15 protein-coding genes and 2 pseudogenes are annotated in these 14,697 nt (G+C 68.8%); 8 read left to right on the top strand and 9 right to left on the bottom strand.

The features are described from left to right. Positions 1-46 precede the first annotated feature (46 nt). The 3 genes and pseudogenes from EJ357_RS01150 to EJ357_RS48030 form a co-directional block, all read right to left on the bottom strand. Complete coding sequence (locus tag EJ357_RS01150; protein ID WP_126387756.1) at positions 47-355, bottom strand: DUF7677 family protein; 309 nt, start codon at positions 353-355, stop codon at positions 47-49. Between the two features lie 532 nt (positions 356-887). Beyond that, positions 888-1,184 (bottom strand): annotated as a pseudogene (locus tag EJ357_RS48920) (transposase); the annotation flags it as partial. Positions 1,185-1,194: 10 nt separating this feature from the next. After that, positions 1,195-1,377: a helicase associated domain-containing protein gene (locus EJ357_RS48030; RefSeq protein WP_175647798.1), complete on the bottom strand. Its 183-nt coding sequence runs from the start codon at positions 1,375-1,377 to the stop codon at positions 1,195-1,197. A 1-nt stretch (position 1,378) separates the two neighbouring features. Between EJ357_RS48030 and EJ357_RS48025 the strand changes: the two genes are divergently transcribed. The 3 genes from EJ357_RS48025 (at position 1,379) to EJ357_RS01130 (ending at position 4,505) form a co-directional block, all read left to right on the top strand. Next, entirely contained in the window at positions 1,379-1,801 is a 423-nt protein-coding gene (locus EJ357_RS48025) for a hypothetical protein (RefSeq protein WP_175647256.1), read from the top strand. Between the two features lie 574 nt (positions 1,802-2,375). Further along, positions 2,376-3,140 (top strand): Fe-S cluster assembly ATPase SufC, encoded by a 765-nt coding sequence (gene sufC / locus EJ357_RS01135; protein ID WP_126387752.1) that lies wholly within the window; start codon positions 2,376-2,378, stop codon positions 3,138-3,140. 69 nt (positions 3,141-3,209) lie between these two features. Then, entirely contained in the window at positions 3,210-4,505 is a 1,296-nt protein-coding gene (locus EJ357_RS01130; RefSeq protein WP_126387749.1) for a DUF2254 domain-containing protein, read from the top strand. A 105-nt stretch (positions 4,506-4,610) separates the two neighbouring features. On the opposite strand, the gene EJ357_RS01125 is transcribed toward EJ357_RS01130, so the two are convergent. The 4 genes from EJ357_RS01125 to EJ357_RS01110 all read right to left on the bottom strand — a co-directional run bounded on the left by EJ357_RS01125 (position 4,611) and on the right by EJ357_RS01110 (position 8,511). Continuing rightward, positions 4,611-6,149 (bottom strand): carboxylesterase/lipase family protein, encoded by a 1,539-nt coding sequence (locus tag EJ357_RS01125; protein WP_126387747.1) that lies wholly within the window; start codon positions 6,147-6,149, stop codon positions 4,611-4,613. A 27-nt stretch (positions 6,150-6,176) separates the two neighbouring features. After that, the gene (locus tag EJ357_RS01120) at positions 6,177-7,082 is read right to left on the bottom strand and encodes an MBL fold metallo-hydrolase (RefSeq protein ID WP_126387745.1); all 906 of its coding nucleotides are present in this window, start codon (positions 7,080-7,082) and stop codon (positions 6,177-6,179) included. A gap of 132 nt (positions 7,083-7,214) precedes the next feature. Continuing rightward, positions 7,215-7,457, bottom strand: a complete 243-nt coding sequence (locus tag EJ357_RS01115; protein ID WP_323377774.1) for a hypothetical protein — start codon at positions 7,455-7,457, stop codon at positions 7,215-7,217. A gap of 154 nt (positions 7,458-7,611) precedes the next feature. Next, the gene (locus EJ357_RS01110; RefSeq protein WP_126387743.1) at positions 7,612-8,511 is read right to left on the bottom strand and encodes a helix-turn-helix domain-containing protein; all 900 of its coding nucleotides are present in this window, start codon (positions 8,509-8,511) and stop codon (positions 7,612-7,614) included. A 141-nt stretch (positions 8,512-8,652) separates the two neighbouring features. Here EJ357_RS01110 and EJ357_RS01105 point away from each other — a divergent pair, with 141 nt between their 5' ends. From EJ357_RS01105 to EJ357_RS48910, 4 genes and pseudogenes are all read left to right on the top strand, one after another. Next, the gene (locus tag EJ357_RS01105; protein WP_126387741.1) at positions 8,653-9,207 is read left to right on the top strand and encodes an SRPBCC family protein; all 555 of its coding nucleotides are present in this window, start codon (positions 8,653-8,655) and stop codon (positions 9,205-9,207) included. 490 nt (positions 9,208-9,697) lie between these two features. Next, positions 9,698-9,817, top strand: a pseudogene (locus tag EJ357_RS01100) (fumarylacetoacetate hydrolase family protein); the annotation flags it as partial. A 310-nt stretch (positions 9,818-10,127) separates the two neighbouring features. Beyond that, on the top strand, positions 10,128-10,928 hold the full coding sequence (locus EJ357_RS01095) for a hypothetical protein (RefSeq protein ID WP_126387739.1): 801 nt from the start codon (positions 10,128-10,130) through the stop codon (positions 10,926-10,928). Between the two features lie 296 nt (positions 10,929-11,224). Next, positions 11,225-11,434 carry a DUF6207 family protein gene (locus EJ357_RS48910; RefSeq protein WP_228473260.1) on the top strand — a complete coding sequence of 70 codons (210 nt, stop codon included), beginning with the start codon at positions 11,225-11,227 and terminating at the stop codon, positions 11,432-11,434. Here the strand turns inward: EJ357_RS48910 and EJ357_RS01085 are convergent. Both EJ357_RS01085 and EJ357_RS01080 read right to left on the bottom strand, forming a co-directional pair. Further along, the gene (locus tag EJ357_RS01085; protein WP_126387737.1) at positions 11,424-12,905 is read right to left on the bottom strand and encodes a flavin-containing monooxygenase; all 1,482 of its coding nucleotides are present in this window, start codon (positions 12,903-12,905) and stop codon (positions 11,424-11,426) included. The two genes, EJ357_RS48910 and EJ357_RS01085, sit on opposite strands and share 11 nt — an antisense overlap. Beyond that, on the bottom strand, positions 12,902-13,849 hold the full coding sequence (locus tag EJ357_RS01080) for a patatin-like phospholipase family protein (protein WP_126387735.1): 948 nt from the start codon (positions 13,847-13,849) through the stop codon (positions 12,902-12,904). Before EJ357_RS01080 ends, EJ357_RS01085 begins: the two co-directional genes overlap by 4 nt. A 58-nt stretch (positions 13,850-13,907) precedes the next feature. Here EJ357_RS01080 and EJ357_RS01075 point away from each other — a divergent pair, with 58 nt between their 5' ends. Further along, positions 13,908-14,501, top strand: coding sequence for a TetR/AcrR family transcriptional regulator (locus tag EJ357_RS01075; RefSeq protein WP_126387733.1), 594 nt, complete (start codon positions 13,908-13,910; stop codon positions 14,499-14,501). Positions 14,502-14,697: the final 196 nt, after the last annotated feature.

Genomic DNA, 14,697 nt, shown 5'->3' with positions numbered 1-14,697 from the left:
TCGCGGGCGGGGTCGGCCTTACTCGAATAGCGTCGCACGGTGACGGTCAATAAAGTTCGCATTCCCAGGGCTCGATGTCCGGCTCCCCCGGTGGCAGCTTCCCGGTGCAGTATGCGTAGAGATAGGTTGCAGCCCGGCGCTCCGCGTACTTCTCATTGACCGGTTCGCCCTGCTCGTCCAGTTCGAGGACGTTGGCGAAGATCGCGACGCAGGTCTCCATCTGGGAGGGCGACTCGCGCAGCTCTTCCCAGTAATCGATCCCGTCCAACATCGGATGGCCCACCGACCCTCGAGCAATCCATCCGGCGAAGCGTCGCAAGGCTCCCGAGGCGCCATGACTGAGATGCGAAGACATGCGAAGGAATCTAATCCCAGTCTTCCCGGGTTGATCCTTGGCCCCGCCTTAGCGGGCGCCGAGGTCCTAGGGGGTGGCGCGGCTGGTTACGGGACAGCCTTGAGTAACCGTCGTGTTCACCTTCTACGAGGGTGAACAGAGTGAGGAATCCTATCTTTTGCAGGTCACGATCGCGCCCTGCACGGAACTGCTCTATGAAGAGAAGCGGTTGGGCGCAGGAAGCCGAGTGTTCGGGAAGGCGAAGTCGTTTCGCGACCTACGCGGCTGGAGCTTGGATTCCGTAACGTTCTCGGATCGGGATGGACGGTCCTGGATGCGCCGTGAAACCGAACTGCACCAGTGGGGCCCGGGAGACTTGGGAGAAGGTTTCTCCAATGTCACATACGGGGGAGTGCCGAAAGTCAAGTCTGCCGCCGCCTGCGGGTAGATGTGGACAGGTATCCGGCGTGGTCAGGTCGTTCCAGGCGAAGCCGTCGTTGACGAACTCGAACTGGAGAAGCGGGAAGGAAGTAGACCTCCGCGGGCCGGGCTCAGCCGCCTGGGGCCAGTCCAACTTGCCCTTCGAGCGCAGCTTCTCCAGCGGCACCGCATGGAGTTGGTCCCAGGCGCCGGCCTCGTCCCATGCGGCCAGGCGCCGCCAGCAGGTCATGCCCGAACCGAAGCCGAGCTCCTGCGGCAGGTACTCCCACTGGATACCGGTGTGCAGGAGGAACAGGATCCCGCACAAGGCCTGCCGGTCCGGCACCCGCGGCCGCCCCGCGACCAGCTTCGGCACCGGCTCGGGCAGCAACGGCTCGATGAGCGCCCACAGTTCATCCGACATGAGCATGGTCGGCCCCCTACCAACGCATGTCGAGCGCAGTGAGCGTGTCCTTGAGATCGTCGGGCTGGCCGGCTTGCCGAGCGCGCATGTTGTCTATCCAGGCGCCAAGCCCGACGTCGGTTCCGTCGACGGGCTCACGGTGGGAGCGGGGGACGTCGAGGTGTCCATCCCTGGCGTGGAACTGGTGGGCGGCCGCCAGGTTGAGCGCGTTGCTCGGCGCGGCTGAGCTTGCGCGGGGCCGGGGCGGGCGTGAAGCCGAGCGTTGCGGTGAGCATCCACTGCTGGGTGACGGTCAGTTTGCTGAAGGAGTGGGCCTGCGGGGCCAGCCAATTGCTGATGTCCGCGCCGTCGACGACGAGTTCACCAGCTTTCGAGTGCAGCGTGCCGCCGGTCTGCCGGTGGTGCCAGGCGAGGCGGAAGTGCCGCTGCCAGTCGATGGGCCAGGGCGGGCAACAGCCCGGGTCGATGTCATCGAGGGCCTGGCACCGCCGGTGCCGGACTCCCTGCTCATCAGCGCGCTGCACATCCTGGTCGGCGTCATCCTGATGTGGCTCTCGGCCGCCCTGTGGCGCACGGGCCCAGAGGTCGAGCACAGCGCGGGCCCAGAGCGGATACCCGTCTGACACGACGTGGGCTGCCGGCGCGCAGCCGTAAGCCGTGAGCCGTAAGCCGCCGGCTCGAACCAGCCCTCTCCGGCTTCGACGAGATCATGCCCACGAACCTGGCGATCGCCACGGTCGACCGGTACCCGCAGGCCCGAGGACGTAGGCGGGCCGGTCCGTCACAGCGGTCTCGATATCCGCGCCCGAAGTCTGCGGTCGTAGATGGCGGCGCATGCTGGAGATGAGGCCGCTCGGCGTCTGGATCCGAACGCGGCTCGGGAAGGAGGCCACCGAACGATCAGTGGTAACGCAGTCGGCGACTCGCGGCCGCCACAGCCGCGGCGGGCGCGGTCACGGTATGCGGCGCATCGCTCACAGGGACAGACCGGGCCGGTGGACCTGCCGCCGCGCCGATCACCAGCCTCGCGACTGACTCCTGGACCCCCGTGGCTGGGAGTGTCCGGCGTCGCACTCGCCGTCACGATCGCCGGTATGGGGCGGGCGCCTCGGCTGCCCGCACCGGAGAGTGGTCGCCGCGCAGCGAGGCCGTCCACCGGTCCGTCATACGGTGAACAACGCACAGGTGGTGAGACACATGGCGACACTTGAGATCCACGGTCTGTACTGCTCGGTGCAGACCGACGCCGGTCCACACCAGATCCTGCGCGGGGTCGATCTGACCGTCCGGCAAGGCGAGACACACGCGATCATGGGGCCCAACGGCTCCGGCAAGACCACTCTCGCCTACGCACTCGCCGGCCACCCGAAATACCAGGTCACCTCCGGCACGGTCACCCTGGACGGCGAGGACGTGCTGGCGATGAAGGTCGACGAGCGGGCACGGGCCGGGATGTTCCTGGCCATGCAGTACCCGGTCGAGGTTCCGGGCGTGTCGGTGTCGAACTTCCTGCGCTCGGCCGCCACCGCAGTACGCGGCCAGGCACCGAAACTGCGGACCTGGATGCGGGAGGTCCGCGAGGCGATGGAGCGGCTCCAGATAGATCCTTCCTTCGCCGAGCGCAACGTGAACGAGGGCTTCTCCGGCGGAGAGAAGAAGCGGCACGAGATCCTCCAGCTCGAACTGTTCCAGCCGAAGATCGCGATCCTCGACGAGACCGACTCCGGCCTGGACATCGACGCCCTGCGCATCGTCTCCGAGGGCGTCAACCGGGTCCGCGCCGCCGGGCACGTCGCCACACTCCTGATCACCCACTACACGCGGATCCTTCGGTATGTCGCCCCCGATCACGTCCACGTCTTCGCCGACGGCCGGATCGTCGAATCCGGCGGGCCGGAACTCGCGGAGCGGCTGGAGGAAGAAGGCTATGAGAGGCACGTGAAAGGCGCAGTCGACGGGTGACATCCGATCGATTGATCCCGGACCGTACCCGGGCACTTTTGATCAAGGCCTGACAGTGAGGGGTTGGACATGATCCGACGTGATGCGCTGGCGGAGTACGTGCGCGGGTCGCTGTGGGTGCTTCCCACGCTGTCCGTGCTGGGAGCTCTGGTCGCCGGGGCACTGCTGTCCTTGATCAAGACCGGTGAAGGCTCGCCGCTGGCATTCCAGGGGACCGCTGACGATGCCCGGCCGTTGCTGATCGGAATCGCCGGGACGATGGTGACGGTCATCGCGGTGCTGCTGGGCCTGACCGTGGTCGCGCTGCAACTGTCGTCCACCCAGTTCTCGCCCCGGCTGCTGCGCAACTTTCTTCGCGACCGGCCCAATCAGATCGTGCTCAGCGTCTTCGTGGCGACCTTCGCCTACAGCGCGGCCGGTCTTTACACGGTCGGGGTCTCGGGCGGGGGCCGCTCGGAGAGCTTTCCGCGGTTCGCGGTGAGCGGCGCGCTTGTCCTGCTCTTCGTCAGCCTCGGTCTGCTGGTGTTCTTCGCCGACCATCTCGTGCACTCCATCCAGGTGGACGCGATCATGAACGTCGTGGAGCGCAACACCGTCCAGGTGATCCGCGAAGAGGTCTTCGCCGGCGGCGAGGATCCCATCGACGCACCGGAGTGGGCCGTGCCCATCGCCGCCCAGCACTCCGGGTACGTGCAGGTGGTGCGTCCTCACCTGCTGCTGCCGGCCGCGGCCGAGGAGGGAGTCTGCCTGCGGCTGCGGCCCCGGGTCGGCGAACACATCGTCAGCGGAACGACGCTGGCGTGGATCTGGCGCGATTCACCGCGCGATCCCGCTCCTGACCCCCAGAAGTTCTCGCGGGTGCTGGGCGTCGGGGTCCGCATCGGATTCGAGCGCACCCTGGAACAGGACGCCGCGCTCGGAATCCGGCAACTGGTCGACGTAGCCTGCAAGGCACTGTCTCCGGCGATCAATGATCCCTACACAGCGGTTCAGGCCATCGATCACCTGTCCGTGATCTTTTGCTCGCTCTCGCAGAGACCACTGGGAAACCACGTCGTCCGGGACGACAGCGGCGCAGTCGTGATCATTCCCGGGCGGCGGTTCCCGGAATACCTCGCTGTGATGTGCGGGCTCATCCGACGCTACGGGGCTCGTGAACCCACTGTCGTCCATGCCCTGCTTCGGCTGCTGCACAATTGCGCCGCCGTGATCAGCAACGATGCCGAGCGGCGCGCGGCGATCGCAGAACAAGCCCGCATTGTCATCGCCGACGCCGAGCGACAGGTAGCCCAGCCGACCGACCTCGCCCTCGTCCACGCAGAGGCGGAATCCCTGCGCGAACTGGTGGCCGAGAACCGGCTGTAAGGGTCGGAGAGATGGGCGCGCAGCATCACGACGTGGCCCTTGCGGACGCCCTGGACAGCGGGGCTGCCAGGGTGGGTGCGCTCTCGGTGGTGATGACGGTTGTGGTCATGGAGTGTCCTTGAGGGGAGCGCGTACAGGGCTGGGTGCGGCAGGCTGGGTCCAGGCCTGCCGTTCCTGTCCGCGGGGGTCGTCGAGCTGGGTCCATTCGGCGTCGATGCGCATCGTGGGCCGGCGCTCGGTGTCGTACGGGTCCCAGCCGGGGTTGCCGGTCCTGGCGAACCGGACCCAGGTCTCGTGCATGCGGGCGGCGAGGTCCGCGGGGGGCTTGGCGGGGCCCAGCAATCCGCCTGGTCCGTGCAACTGGGGCAGGTGTGGGAGGTCGAAGACGAAGGGGAGTTCCATCGTGTGGGTGGCGCCGAGCCTTCCGTCCAGGGCGTGGGAGCGCCACGCGAACTCGTAGCAGAAGGTGGCGGACTCGGGGTGGGCGGCATGTGCTTCGGCCAGGGCCCAGCTGCCCGCGCCGAACAGGGCGTCGCCCAGGATGGCGGACCTCAACTCGCCGAAGGACGCCTTGGGGCGTGCCTTCTTGTATGTCTCGATGAGCTCTGCCGGATTCGGGTGCGAGCGCGCCGCCACGGCGTCGACGTCCCGGGCCGTCGAGGTGTCGTACTTGCCCAAGGGGACCAAATAGAGGTTTCCCTCCTCTGCAGTGGTCCCGATGAGCAGATCGATGTCGTTGCCGAGTCCGGCGGCGACGGACTGGGCGGGCTGTGTGTCGAGGACCAGGCTGAAGGGGCTGAGCCCGACCAGCGGGTCGCTGTGCGTCTCGGTCTGCAGGTCGATGCCCGCGAGCCGGGAGGCGGCCTCGGCCAGGCGCTCGTCGGAGACCTCCGCGAAGGCGGCGGCGCGGGGTTCGATGCCCAGGGATTCGGCAGCTGCCCGGGTGACGCGGGCGGCCTGTTCGGTCGTGAACGCGGCCAGGCCGCTGCCGCTTTGGACGATCGCCCGGCGGAAGAAGCCCGTGGCTTCGGGAGTGGCGAGGATGCCACCGACGATGGTCGCCCCGGCCGACTGGCCGAAGAGGGTGACGTTGTGCGGGTCACCGCCGAAGGCGGCGATGTTCTCCTGGACCCAGCGCAGCGCTGCGACGACGTCGAGCAGACCGCGGTTGGCGGGCGCTTCGGGGAGGTGGAGGAACCCTGCGATGCCGAGCCGGTAGTTGAGGGTGACCAGGACGACGCCGTCGCGGGCGAAGGCGGAGCCGTCGTACATCGCTGACCGCGTCGACCCGGCGACGAATGCGCCGCCGTGGACGAACACCATCACGGGCAGGCCACCGCCCGCGGCGGCGGGCGTGAAGACGTTCACGGTGAGGTAGTCCTCCCCGCGGGCCCAGCCGGTACCGAAGTAGGGGGACATGTCCACGCTACCGAGCTTGCGCTCGGACTGCGGCGCGTTGGGCCCGAGCTCGGTGGCGTCCCGTACACCGTCCCACGGCTCGTGCCGCTGCGGCGGCGCGAATCGGCCGGCGCCAAGGGGTGGGGCGGCGTAGGGGATGTTCAGGAAGGCGGCGGTGCCGTCCTGGCGCAGGCCGCGAACCGCTCCCTTTGCGGTGATCACGACCGGGTCGCGATGGTGGTACATCGACATTCCTTTCACAGGACCTCGGTGTCAGTACCGGGTGAACGGCGCCCACTTCTTGATCGCGAAGTCGCTGCCCTGGTCCTCGATTTCCAGGGCGCTGTGGCCGCTGAAGTGGGCAGGCAGTACGAGGGCGTTGTGGTCGGCGGCCCAGCCGAGCAGCCTGCGGCGGGTCGTACGGGATTGCGCCGGGTCCTCGCAGAAGCAGCTGTTGTGGTCCGGGAAGGAGACCTGCAGCGGGGTGTGCACCAAGTCGCCGGCGAACAGCGCCCGGTCGCTTCCGGAGTGCAGCTTGACGACACTGGAACCGGGGGTGTGGCCGGGGGCTGCTTCCAGGCGCAGGTGCGCGTCGATGAGGTGGCTCGTCTCCCACAGCTGGGCCTGGCCCGCGGCGTGCAGGGGGGCGATGCTGTCCTCGAACACGTTCTCGTTGACACCGCCGGCGATGCCCGGGTTGTTCGCCGGGTTCCAGAACTCGAAGTCTGCCTTCGGCATCAGGTAGGTGGCGTTCGGGAACGTCGGCACCCAGGCGCCGTCGATCAGCCGTGTGTTCCAGCCGACGTGGTCGACGTGCAGATGGGTATTGACCACCAGGTCGACCTCCTCGGGCCGCACGCCGGCCCGGGCGAGATTGCCGAGGTAGTCCAGCTTCAGGTGGTCCCAGGCTTCGACGGCCGGGCGGGTCTTGTCGTTGCCGACGCCGGTGTCGATCAGGATGGTCCGGCCGCGGCTGCGCAGCAGCCAGGTCTGCATGGCGACGTGCACCATGGCGCCGTCGGCACCCAGGTGGTCGGGCACGAGCGTGTCGCGGTGGTCCTGCCAGGCCTGCTCGGGCAGGTCCGGGAAGAACTGGTCCGCGGGCATGACCGGCCCGTGCATCTCCTCGACTCGGGTGATGGTGACATCACCCAAGGTGATGTCGTACGCGTCCTGCATGGTGTTTCTCCGTAGTGTTCGGGTACTTCGGGGGCTCTGGGTGGTGTGACCGGCCGTCCCGGCGCGACGGAATGCGCCGGTCTGGGACGGGTCGGCATGCTTCGCACGGGGTCTGTGCCGGTGCCTGCGGCCCTACCGGTCCAGGTGGGCGAGGATGAGGTTGGGGTCCTTGGCGGTGAGCCAGCCGGCGCTCAGCACGTAGACGGTGTCGCCGCGCAGGGCGATGGACGTGGGGTTCTGCAGGCCGTCGGCTGAGGTCAGCACGGTGGAGTGGCTGCCGTCGGGCTGGACGAGTACGACTTTGTTGGGCCCGTCGAGGGCGGCGAGCAGCTGGTCGCCGTGGCCGGTGAAGGCGATGTCGTCGATCCCCGGCATATCGGTGGCCTTGGTCCGGATCCCGCCGGCGCGTCCGTCCCGAAGGATGGGGATGCGCAGGACGGTGCCCTGGTCGAGGTCCGGTCGTTGGCCGTGCCCGGGTGGGATGGGTGGTGGCTCGTTGCGGCCGAGCTCCCGCAGCCGTTGTGGGGGATCAGCCCTCGGCGACCCGTGGCCGCGTCTGCGCCGGGTCGGCCAAGAAGCCGGCCTGCGTGGTGGCCTGGGCGAGCAGGGCCAGAGCGGCCCGCGAGGGCGAGCCCGTTTCCGTGGTGGCGACCACCACGATGGGGCCCGGACCGTGGCTCAGGGTCTGCTGAAGGACCGTCAGCGACCCGACCAGCGGGTGGCACATCTCGTAGGCGGCGACAGTGCACGCTTTGATCCGGTGGTCGGCCCACATCGAGGCGAACACGGCACTCTTCGCGGACAGTTCGCCCAGCAGCGCGTGCAGCGCCACGTCCTCCGGGTGCCGGCCCGCCACCACGCGCAGATTCCCCACCACCGCCCTGGCCTTGCTCGGCCAGTCCGCGTACAGGCCACGGACATGAGAGTCGAGGAACACCAGCCTGGCCATGTTGGGGCGCTGCGCCGGCAGGTCGGGGGCACCACGGTCCAAGTGCCCGGCGAACAGCGCGTGGCCCAGGCGGTTCCACGCCAGCACATCGGTGCGTCGGCCCAGCACGATCGCGGGAACGTCCGCCAGCACGTCCAGCAACTGGCGGGTCGCCGGCGTCACCCGCTCCGGCGCGGGCCGCCGGCGCTGGGCGCGATGCCTGCCCAGGCGGGCCAGGTCGTGCAGGTACCGCCGCTCGGACTCGTCCAGCCGCAGAGCCACAGCGAGCGCGTCCAATACCTCGGGCGATGCGCTCAGTGACTGCCCCTGCTCCAGCCTGGTGTAGTAGGAAGCACTCACGCCAGCAAGCAGCGCCAGCTCCTCACGCCGAAGACCCGGCACACGCCGACGCTCGCCGTAGGTGGGCACGCCGACATCCTCCGGGCGCAACTGCGACCGCCGCGCCTGCAGAAAGTCCCCGAGCTGCGATTTTGCGTTCATGGTTCCGAAGTATGGGCCGCCTCCGAACAGCCAGCCTGCCCCAGTTGTGGATAGTCAGCAGTGTGTCTGGCTCCCCGGCCTCACTGCCGGTGAAGTGGGGTGCAGCCGTTCCGGCATCCCGCGCGCACCCAGGAGGTCACCTTGAGCGCCATCACCGCCGAAGACAACCCCTGCGAGGATCTCGACGCAGCCGACTTCGCCTTCACCAGGCGCGCTTGGGTCGACGCTGCGCCAGCCCGTGTCTACGAGCTGATCAGCGACGTGTCCGCGATCGGCCGGTGGAGTCCCAACGCCAGTGACGTCGCCTTTGACCTCGGCGCCGGACCCCGAGTCGGCGCCTGGTTCAGCGGCCGAAACCGCCGGGACGGCAAGGAGTGGACCACCCGCTCCCAGATCGTGCAGGCCGACCCGGGGGCGGCTTTCGGCTTCGTCGTCGGCGGCGCCGAGAACGGCATCGTGCACTGGAGCTGGACCTTCCGCCCCCAGGGGCGCGGAACCGTCGTCCAGCAATCCTGGCAGTTGCTGCGTCTCGATCCGGTGCTGGGCACCACGCGCGCCGACCTGGACGCGCTCCGCCGCTACATGACGGACAGCGTCGAACTCACCCTGACCGCGCTAGCCCGATGGCTCGCCGAAGAACGTCCCGCTTCACATGCGAACGCGGTGGGGTGCGGCTCCTCTCAAGGGAAAAGCTGAGGTGGGAAGAGGCTGATGGGCGTGTGGTCGGAGCCGTCCGCCCTACGGCAATCCGCGGTCGGCCGCATGCCTGCCACCCGGCTTGACTTGCAGGCGACGACGGGTGGAGTCCGTCATCGGCCAGCTCGTCGACCGCTACCACCTCCAACCGGTCTGGGCCCGCGATGCATGGCACCTGTGGTCACGCTGGCAACGCAAACTCCTCAGCCACATCGTCGCCTTCCCGCTCCGCCAGTGCAGCGGCCTGCCGCCCCTGTGCTTCGCACGGCTGATCACCAACAGAACCCGCACACCGGGTTGGCAACGACCACGACCCACGGCGAAATCGTCGACCCCCAGACACGGGACGAACTCCGGCGCCGGGATGGGAAGTGCGCGAAGGAGACGGAGCAGGGTGTCCTTGCCGGTGGTGATGGCCATGGGTCCGCACAGATGAGCTCCCGCGCGTCCGCCTGGTACGACTCCGGTCCAGGCTCAGTCCGTGTTTGAGACGCCGGCCGGGGTGACCCTGGGCGCACCCGAGCCGAGGCCGTTCCTGCGGGCCGGGGACGTCGTGGAGCTGGAGATCGAGGGGTTGGGGCGGCAGCGGCAGGAGTTCAAGGACGCCTGACGGGCGGGACGTTCCGCTGCTCAGCGATTGCCGAAAAAGGGGCGGCGCACGGCGCTCGGACAACAGGTGGAAGTGCGCCCCCAGAAGGCTGCGCACGCCGGTCAGAGCAGGGGCGTCGCGGCGGGTGTCGGCGCGGCGGATGGCGACCGCCCGGGCGCGCATCGACGCTCGGCTTTCACCGAGAAGCGCTCGGCCTCCGCTGCAGCCCGGGTCATGATTAGGAATACTATGCAATGCCATGTCATATCAGATCCGTAACTGCATCTATGTTTCGGCCTGTTGGGTGCCACCGGTGACCTAGCGTCCGCGCATGAGGAACAGTTCAGGAGCCACAACAGCCGAAGGACGCTACGACATTCGAAAGGGCGCGGCAGCCTACGCACCCATCGTCGGGGCTTTCGGGGCACTCGCCATTCCCACTGTCACGGTCCTGTTCACATCGAACAAGCCAAAGGGCTCGGAGACATTAGTGGCCCTGGCATGCGGTCTGCTCGTGGTTGCCACCATAGGCAGCCTGACCGGGTCCATCGGTCTCGCCGCGATCGGCGCTGAACGCGACCAGACGGCAAATCTCCCACCGGCAGTGATGTACACCGGCGTCCCCGTAGCCATCTCCATCGTATCGATCCTGGCGTCCTTCGAGGTCCTCGCCGCCATCTACCTGAAGGACCAGAAGGGCCTGTTCGCGATCACCACCGGTATGGGAGGGCTCGCGGCAACGTACTTCAGCTCGTTCGCCGTCGCAGACAGCTGGCAATCCGGCCCCAGCGACGCGGACCTCAAGTCCGAGTGGGCAGACGGCCAGTGGATCAAAAACAAGGAGATCGCCTACCGAAAGGCCGGCCACGTGGCCGCGGTCAGCAGTGCGCCCGTCATACTCGGCCTGGTGCTCCGCTTGTGCGACGTCCACTGGAGCCTCACCTCGACCGGCGTGAACTGGATTGTTGGTTCCGGGCTGGTCTTGTCGATGGCGGGGACCTTCGCCGGAGTCCAACGCACCAAACACGCCATGTACGACTCGGAGCAGAGAGGGATCAACGACTGGGAGGCATACCTCACGCCCACGGCCGTCGGACTGTACGCACTCGCCGTCTTGGTCTTTCTGCCGTAACCGGCGCGCCGAGGACACCGCGCGTGACACCGTCCCGGTTTGGTGGCGCGCCCAGGTGGGCTTGCTGCAGGATCCTTCGTGGAGCTGCTGTGGTGAACCGACTCCACGTGAGTGACTGCGCGATCACCACCGGTGGTCAACGCGTTGAGTTCTTTGTTGAGTTGGGCGGCCACTGACCCGCCCGTCCGAGTGAAGACACGGCGATCGCAGAACCTTGGGGGGCGCCGGCGCGTCATGCGTGCATGAGGCCGATCAATGAAGCGCATGTCGCGGAGCCGGGGCTGGCCGGGGTGTAGATCGCGGCCTGCGACGACCAGACCGCCTTCGCCGTCCAGGAGCTCCTCGCCGCGCGATGCGCGATCGCTCCGGCAGAGCGCACGACGCGAGATCCGGGCGATCCCGGCGTACGACTTCGCTGCTTTCTCCGTTGGCCAGGGCCACGGTCGAGATCACGAGATCGTCTGTCGGTGCCGCGCATGTCGATGGCGGGGAATCTCATGCGCTGACCTCCTGCCGGCCGGTGGGGTGGACGACGGTGAAGTCGCGGGCGTCGAAGCGTGCCACCCGTGTGCGGAGCCGGCCAGTGGACCAGGGCCAGCTGAAGCTGTTGCGGCCGTTGGCGTCGAGGTAGTAGCTCCGGCATCCGCCGGCGTTGTAGACGGTGCCTGCGAGGGCGGCCTGCAGTTCGGTGTTGTAAGCGCTCTGCACGTCGCGGCGTACCTCGAGCGACGCCCACCCCTCGGCGCGTGCTGAGCGGATCGCGCCGAAAACGAGATCGAGCTGGGCTTCGAGGATGGTGAACGCCGAGCTGTGCCCGGTGCCCAGGCCGGGACCGAGAAGCAGAAACGCGTTGGGGAACCCGGCGGTGACGGTGCCGAGGTACGCCTCGGGGGAGCCCTGCCAGTGGTCGGCGAGGGAACGTCCGGCGCCGTCGTGGATGAGGTTCGACAGGGGCATGTCGAGGATGTGAAAGCCCGTACCGAGGATGATCGCGTCCACGTCGGCGCTGCTGCCGTCGGCGCCGAGCACGGTGCTGCCGTCGACCGTTCGGACGGCGCAGGCGTGCACGTCCACATTCGGGCGGGTGAGGGCCGGGTAGTAGTGGTTGGAGAACAGGATGCGCTTGCAGCCGATGGTGTAGTCGGGGGTCAGCTTGCGGCGCAGTTCACGGTGCCGGACGGTGGCGCGCAGGTGTGCGCGTGCCACGGCCTGTACGCCGCGCAGCAGCGAGGGCCTGCGAAATCCGCGGCCCAACATCTCCATCGCCCGGTACTCCACCGCGGCCACCGCGGCCCGCGCGCCGGGCACGTGCCGCATCACCCACCGCTCAGCCTTCGGTATGCGATGGTCCGGCTTGGGCAGCACCCACTGAGCAGTGCGCTGGAACAGATGGAGACGGTCGACCTGCGGGGCGATGGCCGGGACGAACTGCACGGCCGATGCCCCGGTGCCGAGCACCGCGACCCGCTTGCCGCGCAGGTCGTAGTCGTGGTTCCAGCGCGCGGAGTGGAACATCTCGCCGGGAAACTCCGCAAGGCCCGGGACATCGGGGATGAGTGGCTCGTTCCACGGCCCGGCACCGGCGATCAGGAACCGGGCGGTGAACTCGCCGCCACTGGTGCGGATCCGCCACCGTGCCGCGTCGGGCTGCCAGTGCGCCTCGCTCATGCGCACGCCGAACCGGGTGTGCTCGCGCAGCCGGTACCGGTCGGCGACCCCTTTCACATAGGCGAGGATCTCCGGCTGATGCGCGTACACCCTCATCCAGTCCGGGTTCGGCGCGAACGAGTAGCTGTAGAGCCGGGACGGCACATCGCACTGGCAGCCCGGATAGGTGTTGGCCCGCCACGTGCCGCCGAAGTCGTCGGCGGCCTCGATGATCAGAAAGTCCCGGATCCCGGCCTCGCGCAAACGGACCCCCGCGCCGACCCCGGAGATGCCGGCGCCGATGACGATGACCTCGAAATGGGCGCTCATGGCGTGGTGCTCCTGTCGATGGCTCGCTTGACACGGTTGGGCGCGGTACGCAGGGAGACGTCGAGGGTGGCCGGGCGGCGGGCGACGTCCATGAAGTTGAAGCCCATGACGGCCAGTTCCTCGGCGCCGGGCTCGATCCGCACGACGCGGGTCCCCGCTGCCCGAAGCAGGTGTTCCTCCGCGTCGAGGGTCCGGGTCATCCAGCGCCTGAGGACGCGTTCGAGGCGGCTCAGCCCGGTGGCGGGCGCGCCCCCGGACGTCGCCATCGGGGCGACGATCACCACCTCGTCCAGGCCCAGCGGGGCCACGAGGTCGGCCGACGTCGGCGACAACATTCCGCCGTCGAGGTAGGAGCGCTGGTCGATCCGTACGGGAGGGAACCAGCCCGGGATGGCCCACGACGCGGCCATCGCGCTGCCGATGTCGGCGACCGGGGCGCCGGGCGAACCGAACGCGACCCGCTTGCCGGAGCGCGTCTCGGTCGCCACCAGCCACGTACGGGACGAGGCGAGCCACGTGTGGCCGTCCGCCAGCGCGGAGCCGAAGCCCCGAAGCCACCCCGCGTCCCCCCGGCCGCGCGGCAGGAGGCCGAGCAGCCCCGGCCCGAGCGGGACACGGCCCCGCGCTGCCGCCGCCGTCAGCCCGGCGCCCGGCAGTCCCGGCCATGGAACCGGTGGCAGGGCGCCCGGGTGTGTGCCGACGTGCCGCAGGAGCAGAGGGTCCGCGTCGGACCGGCCCTGCAGTGCCGCGAGCAGGTCGGAGACCGACCGGCCGGACCCGAGCGCGGACACGACCTCCGCCCCCGCCGACGTCCCCACCAGCACCTCTGCCGTGCGGGCATCCCAGTCGAGCTGCTCCTCGACCGCGGCCAGCGCCGCAACCGCCCAAGTGAAGCCGAGGGTGCCGCCGCACCCGACGACCAGTCCGCGCCGTCGACCCGCCATAGATTCTCCCGGTATTCGAATTCCATGGGAATCCGAAAGCTAGCGGTATCCTCCGAGGGTGGCAAGACTGACCCGGGCCGAAAGCCAGGCCCGCACCCGCGAACACGTCCTCGACACCGCGTACACGCTCTTCCTGGGCGACGGCTTCACGGCGACGTCAATGGAGCGTGTCGCCGAGGCGGCGGGCTACTCGAAGGGGGCGGTGTACTCCAACTTCGCCACCAAGAACGAGTTGTGCCTGGCCGTCCTCGACCGCATCGCCGCGGAACAGGTGACACAGCTGGCCGCCGCGATGGGCGACGCACCCCGCTTCGAGGACCGGATCGCGGGATTCGCCCGCTGGGCCGACGAGACCATCGGCGACAGCTCGTGGACCTCCCTGGAAGTCGAGTTCGCCACCGCCAACCGCCGCGACCAGCAGGTGTGCGAGCAGCTCGCCCAGCGTCGGCGCACCGTCACCGACGCGCTCGCGGACCTGATCAGGGCCCAGGCGGACGAACTCGGCATCACACCTTCCCTGCCCGCCGACACCGCCGCCCTGACTCTGCTCAGCCTCGGCATCGGGCTCGGCGTCCAGCGCGCCTTCGACCCGACCGTCCCGGTGCAGCCCATCGTCGACCTGCTGCGCAGCGTCATGAGCGGGTGCCCCTGAGGGTGCCCATGCTGCTGCACTGACGGTGCGAGCACCCGGCTGGAAGAGGCGGCTCGGAAGTGAGCGGCGCGATGCGCGACAGCCGTGTTGCCGAAGGGACCGCCGGGGCGTTGCGCCGCTCACGGAGCCGCCGCCGACCCCCGGCCCCTGTGTGCGCCGCACTGGTCGCCCTGTACCGGGCTATCGGTGGAGGGGA

It is taken from the genome of Streptomyces cyaneochromogenes, from assembly GCF_003963535.1.
Lineage (GTDB): Bacteria > Actinomycetota > Actinomycetes > Streptomycetales > Streptomycetaceae > Streptomyces > Streptomyces shaanxiensis.
This window is presented reverse-complemented; position numbering and strand designations above follow the sequence as displayed.

Bases quoted from the DNA above. Each gene is read 5' to 3' on its own strand.
- EJ357_RS01150 (WP_126387756.1), bottom strand. From the start codon at position 355: ATGTCTTCGCATCTCAGTCATGGCGCCTCGGGAGCCTTGCGACGCTTC.
- sufC (WP_126387752.1), top strand. From the start codon at position 2,376: ATGGCGACACTTGAGATCCACGGTCTGTACTGCTCGGTGCAGACCGAC.
- EJ357_RS01130 (WP_126387749.1), top strand. From the start codon at position 3,210: ATGATCCGACGTGATGCGCTGGCGGAGTACGTGCGCGGGTCGCTGTGG.
- EJ357_RS01125 (WP_126387747.1), bottom strand. From the start codon at position 6,149: ATGTACCACCATCGCGACCCGGTCGTGATCACCGCAAAGGGAGCGGTT.
- EJ357_RS01120 (WP_126387745.1), bottom strand. From the start codon at position 7,082: ATGCAGGACGCGTACGACATCACCTTGGGTGATGTCACCATCACCCGA.
- EJ357_RS01115 (WP_323377774.1), bottom strand. From the start codon at position 7,457: ATGCCGGGGATCGACGACATCGCCTTCACCGGCCACGGCGACCAGCTG.
- EJ357_RS01110 (WP_126387743.1), bottom strand. From the start codon at position 8,511: ATGAACGCAAAATCGCAGCTCGGGGACTTTCTGCAGGCGCGGCGGTCG.
- EJ357_RS01095 (WP_126387739.1), top strand. From the start codon at position 10,128: ATGAGGAACAGTTCAGGAGCCACAACAGCCGAAGGACGCTACGACATT.
- EJ357_RS01085 (WP_126387737.1), bottom strand. From the start codon at position 12,905: ATGAGCGCCCATTTCGAGGTCATCGTCATCGGCGCCGGCATCTCCGGG.
- EJ357_RS01080 (WP_126387735.1), bottom strand. From the start codon at position 13,849: ATGGCGGGTCGACGGCGCGGACTGGTCGTCGGGTGCGGCGGCACCCTC.